Source organism: Coleofasciculus sp. E1-EBD-02, assembly GCF_040218245.1.
Taxonomy (GTDB): Bacteria; Cyanobacteriota; Cyanobacteriia; order Cyanobacteriales; family Coleofasciculaceae; genus Coleofasciculus.
The window spans coordinates 1-8,744 of record NZ_JAVJQN010000216.1 but is presented as its reverse complement, the minus strand read 5'-3'; the positions used below and the strand labels follow the sequence as shown (position 1 = coordinate 8,744).

Annotated in this window: 5 protein-coding genes and 2 pseudogenes; 4 read left to right on the top strand and 3 right to left on the bottom strand. The window is 46.9% G+C overall.

Going from position 1 to position 8,744, the window contains the following annotated elements; translation table 11 throughout:
* Positions 1 to 392 precede the first annotated feature (392 nt).
* Positions 393 to 1,563 (top strand): annotated as a pseudogene (locus RIC07_RS33360) (RRXRR domain-containing protein).
* Between the two features lie 206 nt (positions 1,564 to 1,769).
* On the opposite strand, the gene clpB reads toward RIC07_RS33360, so the two are convergent.
* Entirely contained in the window at positions 1,770 to 4,397 is a 2,628-nt protein-coding gene (clpB, locus tag RIC07_RS33355; protein ID WP_446398270.1) for an ATP-dependent chaperone ClpB, read from the bottom strand.
* Between the two features lie 265 nt (positions 4,398 to 4,662).
* On the opposite strand from clpB, the pseudogene RIC07_RS33350 reads away from it, so the two are divergent.
* Positions 4,663 to 4,815 (top strand): annotated as a pseudogene (locus tag RIC07_RS33350) (element excision factor XisH family protein); the annotation flags it as partial.
* Positions 4,816 to 4,826: 11 nt separating this feature from the next.
* Positions 4,827 to 5,156: an element excision factor XisI family protein gene (locus tag RIC07_RS33345; protein WP_446349038.1), complete on the top strand. Its 330-nt coding sequence runs from the start codon at positions 4,827 to 4,829 to the stop codon at positions 5,154 to 5,156.
* A gap of 67 nt (positions 5,157 to 5,223) precedes the next feature.
* On the opposite strand, the gene RIC07_RS33340 is transcribed toward RIC07_RS33345, so the two are convergent.
* Positions 5,224 to 5,811 (bottom strand): hypothetical protein, encoded by a 588-nt coding sequence (locus RIC07_RS33340; protein WP_446398269.1) that lies wholly within the window; start codon positions 5,809 to 5,811, stop codon positions 5,224 to 5,226.
* 505 nt (positions 5,812 to 6,316) lie between these two features.
* Positions 6,317 to 7,003, bottom strand: coding sequence for a PEP-CTERM sorting domain-containing protein (locus tag RIC07_RS33335; protein ID WP_446398268.1), 687 nt, complete (start codon positions 7,001 to 7,003; stop codon positions 6,317 to 6,319).
* 489 nt (positions 7,004 to 7,492) lie between these two features.
* Between RIC07_RS33335 and RIC07_RS33330 the strand changes: the two genes are divergently transcribed.
* On the top strand, positions 7,493 to 8,221 hold the full coding sequence (locus RIC07_RS33330; RefSeq protein ID WP_446398267.1) for a Uma2 family endonuclease: 729 nt from the start codon (positions 7,493 to 7,495) through the stop codon (positions 8,219 to 8,221).
* The last annotated feature ends 523 nt before the right edge of the window (positions 8,222 to 8,744 follow it).

Genomic DNA, 8,744 nt, shown 5'->3' with positions numbered 1-8,744 from the left:
GGTGCAAAGTGCAAGACTGTGGCACCTAGTCGAGTGGCTGCTTCTTGGGGGGTTAAACTAGACATTGCCTGATTATATCATAGAAAATGTCTAGTTATGTCACTAATTGTCTAGATATTTACCGACTGTTAGTTAACCCCGCCCTACTTCGTGAGGACGGGGATTGGCAGAGATAACCTGTCAGGAAGTCATGAATAAGGGCATGAGTTGGTAGGGGACAACCACTTCCGAACGCTTCTCTAGTTCGGCTTAAATGTAGGTCTAGGAATCTCTAGACACTGGGTAGTTCCAGGACACACCCTTACCAATGCCTTAAGAGACGCAAACATCACACGAGTGGATTATATCTATGAATCGTGTTCGGTGTAGTTAGCAAAGAAGGTAAGCCATTGATGCCTACTAAGCCCTCTAGAGCTAGACGGTGGGTCAAAGAAGGTAAGGCAGTGGGGAAGTGGTCAGACCTGGGAGTTTACTACGTCCAACTCACTGAGCCGTCATCGGCTGAGGAAGTACAACCCATTACCGTTGGAGTCGATCCGGGCAAGTCTTACTCCGGTGTCGGTGTTCAGTCGGCTAAATGCACCCTGCTGCAATTGCACCTTATTCTTCCGTTTGGACGGGTCAAGAAACGGATGGAAACCCGTGCCATGTTACGACGATCTCGACGGGGACGGCGGATTAACCGGGATGTTCCATTCAAGCAACGGAACCACCGCCAATGCAGGTTTGACAATCGCAAACAATGCAAACTTCCTCCATCCATTAAAGCCTCCCGGCAGTTGGAGTTACGGACAGTTACCGAATTAGCGGCTATCTTTCCGGTGACGGCGATTGGGTATGAACGGGTTAGAGCCGATGTAGATCAAACCCAACGCAAACGTGCCAAGTCGGGTAAGGGATTTTCCCCAGTAATGACGGGTCAGCAATTGGGCAATATCCCAAATGGAAAAAATCGCCCTTCGACAAGACTTCGGCGTGAGCGCTCAGTCGAACGCTCAGGGTATCACCCCTGTCTATGTCCGGCACGGTTGGCAAAAGGATGGAAACGGCACATCCCAACTCCGAACCCAACTAGGGCTGGAGAAGGATAAGGCTAACAAGTCCATAGCTAAACCGGAAACTCACGCGGTTGATGGGGTGACGTTGGCTTGTGGGTATTTCATCAAGTATGTTCCGTTTACTGGCTCTAACTCCCACGGTTACACCCGCCATCGTAGCGTTAACGTGACCCCTTCCCCGTTTAAAATCATCACCCGTCCCGGTGCGGTGAAACGGGGGAAAGAGTATGGATTCTTCCGTCGTCAATTGCACTTTGAAGTACCAGATAAGTTAGGGGTAAGGAAGCGTAAAGGTGGGACGATTACCCCCTTTGGAGTGAGGATTGGTGATTTAGTCAGAGCAGAAAAAGCCGGAAAAGTCTACATTGGCTACGTCAGCGGATTCACCGATACCAAAAAGGCTCAGAAGGTTTCCGTTTGCGACTACACATGGAAACGTATCGGGCAATTTGCTCCTAGTAAAGTCGATTTAATCAGGAGAAATAACGGCTTATGTGTAGCCTGAGAAAAGAATTGGATGCCTCTATTCTTCCGGCATCCCGCTATCCCTCCTCACCCTACGAGATTTGAGGGTGAGGACTCCCGCGAATACGTTGAAATTCAGGAAATTGAGAATTAGAAATAGGCAACAGCCAGGGATTGAGGGTTTTTACAATTCTTAACTCACTTAACCAAATCCCCTTAAACCTAGATTCCCTGACTGTCGAAGGCTTAACCGGATTGAGTGGTCAACAACTCTGCGGGTAAGCGCTTGAATGTTAGTCGTTCGTTCTCCACATCCACAAAGATGGTATCACCGTCGCTGAACTCACCCCGCAGCATAGCTTTAGCCAGTTGGGTTTCTAATTCTCGCTGAATCGCCCGCTTCAAGGGACGTGCGCCGTACACCGGATCATACCCAACTTCGGCTAAGTAATCGATCGCCTCTTCCGATAGCTTCAGCGACATTTGCCGTTCGGCTAGGCGGGTTTCCAGTAGCTGGGTTTGTAGGGACACGATATGGCGTAACTGGTGTTTTTGCAGGGCGTGGAAGATAATCACTTCATCAATCCGGTTCAAGAACTCCGGACGGAAGCTGGTTCGCATTGCATCCATTACCCGCCCCCGCATTTCGTCATAGTGGGTGTCATCGCCAGCTAAGTCGAGAATGTACTGTGACCCAATATTACTGGTCATGATAATTACGGTATTCTTGAAGTCTACCGTATGACCTTGAGCATCGGTGACTCGACCATCATCGAGGATTTGCAGCATGATATTGAACACATCATTATGCGCCTTTTCGATTTCGTCGAAGAGAATCACCGCATAGGGGCGTCGTCGAATCGATTCGGTTAACTGACCCCCTTCTTCATAGCCAACATAGCCGGGAGGCGCACCAATCAGGCGAGAGACGGCGTGTTTTTCCATGTATTCCGACATATCAATCCGCACCAAGGCGTCTTCAGTGTCGAAGAGATAGGCGGCGAGGGCTTTTGCCAATTCGGTTTTACCGACACCCGTGGGACCGAGGAAAATGAAGCTAGCGGTGGGACGATTGGGGTCAGCTAATCCTGCACGCGATCGCTGAATTGCATCGGCTACCGCAGTAACGGCTTCTTCTTGTCCCACGACTCGTTGATGCAGTTCGTCTTCGAGTTGTAGGAGTTTCTCTTTCTCGGATTCTACCAGTTTGCTGATTGGAATTCCCGTCCACTTGGAGATAATTTCGGCAATATCAGACTCGGTGACTTCTTCCCGTAGCAGGGATTTGCCACTGGTTTGGGTATCGTTTAACTGGTGTTCCGAGGCTTGTAAGGATTGTTGTAACTGGGCGAGTTTCCCGTATTTGAGTTCAGCCGCCCGATTCAGGTTGTATTCCCGTTCGGCTTGAGAGATTTCTATATTGACGCGATCAATTTCTTCTTTAATCCCTTGAATCCGATCCAGAACGTCTTTTTCGGATTGCCATTGGGCGTTTAAGGTGCGTTGTGCTTCTTTGAGGTTTGCCAGTTCTTGTTCTAGGCGATCTAAGCGTTCCATGGAGGCTGGATCACTGTCTTTTTGCAAGGACAGTTTCTCCATTTCCAGTTGTAGGATTTTGCGATCGATTTCATCCAATTCTTCTGGTTTGGAGGTAATCTCCATTTTCAGTCGGGCGGCGGATTCATCGACTAAATCAATGGCTTTATCGGGGAGAAAGCGATCGCTAATATACCGGGTGGAGAGGGTGGCGGCGGCGACTAAGGCACTATCGGAGATTTTAACGCCGTGGTGAACTTCGTAGCGTTCTTTTAACCCTCTGAGGATGGAGATGGTATCGACGACACTGGGTTGATCGACAAAGACTTGTTGGAAACGCCGTTCTAAGGCGGCATCTTTTTCTAAATATTTGCGATACTCGTCTAAGGTTGTCGCCCCAATACAGCGCAACTCCCCTCTAGCCAGCATGGGTTTAAGTAAATTCCCCGCATCCATCGATCCTTGTGTCGCCCCTGCACCAACAACGGTATGGATTTCATCAATAAACATGATGATTTGTCCTTTGGAGTCGGTAACTTCTTTGAGAACCGCTTTCAATCGTTCTTCAAATTCTCCTCGGAACTTCGCCCCGGCGATTAACGCCCCCATATCCAGGGCGATTAATTTGCGATCCTTCAGGGATTGGGGAACATCGCCAGCGACAATCCGCTGTGCCAATCCCTCTGCGATCGCGGTTTTACCCACTCCGGGTTCCCCAATCAGAACTGGGTTATTTTTGGTGCGACGGGAGAGAATTTGTACCGTGCGGCGAATCTCATCATCTCGCCCAATCACCGGGTCAAGTTTACCGTCTCTAGCGGCTTCGGTTAAATCCCGTCCATATTTCTCTAGGGCTTCGTATTTGCCTTCTGGATTTTGATCAGTCACAGTTTGGTTCCCCCGAATCTGGGTAATCGTATTTCTCAGTGTTTGTTCGTCTAGTTTAAATTCCTGAAATAGGCTTTTGCCAAAGCGATCGTCTTTGACATACGCTAACATCAGATGCTCGACGGAGATGTAGTCATCGTTAAATTCTTTACGGTAAGCATCAGCCCGATCTAATAAGGTATCCAGGCTACGCCCCATATAAATCGAGGAACTACTCCCAGACACCTTGGGTTGACGCTGGATAAAGGCGTCGGTGGTTTCCCGGATGCGCTGTACTGGGATTTGGGCTTTATTGAGAATACTAATCGCCAGCCCTTCTTGATCCAGCAGCGCTTTCATCAAATGTTCGCTTTCAATTTGTTGTTGCTGGGCGGCTTTAACTACATCTGGGGTATGGGCGAGGGCTTCCCAGGCTTTTTCGGTAAACAGATTGGGATTATTGGGTTGCATAGTCAGTCGTTACCGTAGAGAATTTGTTTAACTGACCTCATTGTAGGAAGCGGCTGGCAATGGCTGGATCGGTGTTCACGGCTTTTTTACGGCGTATTTCAGCACCACAGAGGGATGCCAGAAGGCAGTGGTTCGACAGGCTCACCAACAGAGCAGAAGGCAGGAGGCAACAGTAATCTATTTTATTTCACCGTAGGGGCACGGCATTGCCGTGCCCTACAAGTGCCAACCCTCCTGAAACTGAGGAAACTACCGTTATTAATTTATGCCAGCTAAAGATTTATTTCACAATACCGTTAGAACAGCACTTGAAAAAGATGGATGGAGAATTACTGATGATCCGCTGTTTCTTAAAGTTGATAGTCTTGATTTTTATGTGGACTTAGCCGCTGAGAGAATGTTAGCCGCAGAGAAAGAGGAGGTTGTTTTATGGATAAACTAAACTATCGTCAACTGGTGCAAGCAATCCTGAAACGTCATGTAGGCAATGGTTTAAACAGTAATACAGAAGTTCAACTCATATTTGATCCAGAGCGCGATCGCTACCAAGTCTTGCATATCGGTTGGGAAGGGTTGAGTCGCGTCTTTGGTTGCATTATCTATGTAGAAATTAAGGATGGAAAGATTTGGATTGAGCGTGATGGAACAGAAATCGGAGTGGCTAATGAATTAGTTGAAGCTGGCGTTCCCAAGCAAGATATTGTTTTAGCCTTTCATGCTCCCTATAAACGTAAGTTTACTGAATTTGCGGTTGGTTAGAGTACGGAACTCTCCTGTAGAGGTGGCTTTTTTGCGGCGTATCTCAGCACCCCATTTAAACAGGTTTTCACGTTGCTGCCTCCAATACTGCCAAGATTTTACCCAAATTGTCCAAGTTATACTCAACGGGAGAAATACTGACGGCTTTGCCATTGATCTGCAAGAATTTCCAGCGATCGCCTGTTGTTACTGCACCATAAACCACGTCACTCTGGTTGAATATCTGGGCGGCAATCATTGTAGCAAGGCATTGCCCTAACCCGGAAACAATACTCTCATTTTTGGCTTCGACAATCGTCAAAACGGGAGCTTTGATGTAATAGAATTCCTCCGATGCCGTGACAATAAAATCGCAGCGTCCCTTTAAGCCCAGTTCTTCGTTGACGTTGAAGGTTTTACCCGAAAATACAACCACATTCTTTCTCCGACGCAATTCGTTCAGGATGGGAGTGATAATGAGTTCTGACCTAGCTTTTTCAGTATTGGTAGCTAAGGCGAGCAGTACATTATCTTCCAAGTCCTGAAGTAACCGAGGGCTGGGTTCGACGGGTTCTAGGTTGGCTGTCCAATTGGTTCGTTCATCTAACCCTAACTCGAACATTTCCTGTACGATTGGCAGGGTAAACTGTTCGTAAGATGTGGGCTTATCGGTCATTAAACATACTCCTTAACGCATCAATCTACTACTCCAAGCTTTGGCTGTACTCTATTTTATTTCACAGCAAGGGTACGGCATTGCCGTACCCCTACAAGTGCCAACCCTCCTGAAACGTCATGTAAACATAATGTAGGGGCGGGTTTAGGGATAAACGTTGGATGCGACACCGCTAGCGTTGCTGCAAAACCCGCCCTACCCCTACCTAAAATTGGGGAATAGATTTGATGATTCAATCAGGCACACATTGGGAAAGGGCGCACGTCAGTAAAGGGCGCACGTTAGCAAAGGGCGCACGTTAGCAAAGGGCGCACGTCAGTAAAGGGCGCACGTCGGTGCGCCCCTACGGTTTCTGGATGGAATTCTTATTTACCCGATTAAATATATTATGCTCCGCATTGTTTACCGTTCACTCATTATCGGGAATCAAACAAGACAAAAGTCTCCCTTTTCAGAGAGACAGATAACCAGGATATATTAATTGAGTCGCTCAATACCCTCTCAGTTAATTGTTGTCTTTCTTATTCTGCTTTTTAGCATTCTTTCTATTGACTAACGCACCAAAGCCTAGAGCCGTTGCAGAACCGAACAGAGTCATAGGTTCAGGAACAGGTTCAGGCGTAACGTCAGCCGTCCTGAATGCCACTTCACCAATTCCTACATCATTACGATTAGGAGGTTGATAACTATCCTTAATATCCATGCGGATAAACTGGGCAGTTGTTGGCGCGAACTCAAAGACTTGGGCAGTGTCAGCGCCCGACTCAAAATCTTGAAGAAAAGAGCCTAAGCTGACAAAGCTACTATCTGCTCCAGTCAACGAAGCAAACAGATCGAAGTTTTGTACACTAAAGTTACCAGCCGTACCCCACATAGCCATCCCATCCAAGTCAAAAACGTTTCCTAAATCAAACGTAACCGATCCGGGAGTAACACTATTTGAAAGCCAACTGCTACCAAACCCGTGTGTAGGATTTCCAGACAAATAGTCATCAAAATCTGTTACACCACTGGTATAGGTAGTGGACAATCCAGCTTGGTCAATCGCCTTATTAAGGATAAAAGGCTCCCTTTCTCCCAGATCTGTTGAAGCCGATTGAGGTTGAATAATTTGAGCGGCTTCAGCTTGAGTAATCGCTCCCAGTGCCATAACTGTAGCGCCAACGGTAACGATAGATAGTGTTTTCAGCATGGTTTAATTAGATGATGTCGCGAACTTGAAGAATGAATTTGTTTCAATAAATAAATCATGAATTCCCCCCCCCCCGATGGTGTCAAGATGTATGTTGAAACTTTACAGAAACTTTAAATAATTGAAACTTAAAAATTCATCAGCTGTATAAATGAATTGTGAAATGGCAATCCTGAGAGAATAAGGGTTTCAGGGTCATTTTTGTTCACAAATCATTTAAACTAACGGGAAATTGTTTAACTCGTTTTGTAAAGTTGTGATGAAGCGATAAGGCTGATTGTCAAGAATGCGAATCATCCCTTAATTGGAAAAAACTATGCGATCGCGATCGGCTATACACCCTGATTGGCGTCATCTGTAGGGTGGGGAGAGCAAAGCGTTCCTGAAGGGTAGCGTAACGCACCTTAACCAATGTATTAGGCGATCACTCTTCCTGGGTGGGGGAGATTGCTTGATACAATTACAGGGTAGGTCGGGTTATTCATAACGATGTCTGATAAGCCCTTACCATTAACCTCTGTGTTCGCACCCGCTCGACATTTGCCACCTTTAGAAAATGGAGATCGCCTAACCTCCCGTGAATTCGAGCGTCGTTACAACGCTATGCCAGAACTAAAAAAAGCCGAACTGATAGAAGGAACAGTTTACATGGCATCGCCCCTACGCTTTCAACCTCATGCCCAACCCCACGGACGCTTAATCACCTGGCTAGGAGTTTATCAAGCTGCTACACCCCAGGTACAAATGGGAATTGAACCCACTCTCCGTTTGGATAGGGACAACGAACCGCAACCCGATGGCGTATTGCTCATTAATCCAGAAAGTGGGGGCAACTCTACCCTAAGTGAAGATGGATACTTAGAAGGAGCGCCAGAATTATTGATAGAAATAGCGGCTAGTAGTGCGGCAATTGATCTGGGAGATAAGAAGCGTGCTTATCGGCGCAATAGCGTACAAGAATACATTGTTTGGCAAGTCTTTGAACAAAAGATTGATTGGTTTAGTTTCAACGATGGTGATTATATTTCCTTGTTACCCGATTCTGAGGGCTTGATTTGCTCTCAAGTATTTCCCGGATTGTGGCTGGATGCGCCAGCGATGCTCCAAGGGAATCTGCAACGGGTTTTGCTTTCCTTGCAATCAGGAATTAATTCCCCAGAGCATCAAGCCTTTATCCAACAGTTAATCGCACGGCAGCAACAACATGGGAATGGTTAATGGAATTCTCCTCTACCCGATTAGGTATGTCATCCCCACACCGACACAGGAAGTATGCGATCGCGTCGATGACAAGCAAGTGTCAGGTCAAAAATTTTCAGCTACACTCAGTCGCTAAGGATCAATAGGGCTTGCAAGCCGACCTAATCGCCAAATTTTCCCTTAACAGAGGGTTGAAATCCACAGGGGTAATAATGTAGGGGCGCAAAGACTTGCGCCCAAAATCGTTTCCAGCTACGCTATTAAGCTGAGGGCGACCCGATCCAATTGAGTGGAATAGTGTTGTCCATTGATGCAAGCGGGTCGCCCCTACAGTTCGTTCCTTTATCCTATTTGAATCCCTCGCCATAACCATCGTGTAGGGGCGGGTTTAGAGATAAATCTTGAATCAACACCGCTAACCTTTGTTCAAAACCCGCCCTTAATCCTGGGCATCTCACCCCTCACCCTTATGCCAAAGATGATTTATAACCGTCATCGCACAACGCTAAAATAAACGTAACCGTTAGCGATTAAAATTAAA

Excerpts from the sequence above, each read along its gene's own strand:
- clpB (WP_446398270.1), bottom strand. The coding sequence starts at position 4,397 with ATGCAACCCAATAATCCCAATCTGTTTACCGAAAAAGCCTGGGAAGCC.
- RIC07_RS33345 (WP_446349038.1), top strand. The coding sequence starts at position 4,827 with ATGGATAAACTAAACTATCGTCAACTGGTGCAAGCAATCCTGAAACGT.
- RIC07_RS33340 (WP_446398269.1), bottom strand. The coding sequence starts at position 5,811 with ATGACCGATAAGCCCACATCTTACGAACAGTTTACCCTGCCAATCGTA.
- RIC07_RS33335 (WP_446398268.1), bottom strand. The coding sequence starts at position 7,003 with ATGCTGAAAACACTATCTATCGTTACCGTTGGCGCTACAGTTATGGCA.
- RIC07_RS33330 (WP_446398267.1), top strand. The coding sequence starts at position 7,493 with ATGTCTGATAAGCCCTTACCATTAACCTCTGTGTTCGCACCCGCTCGA.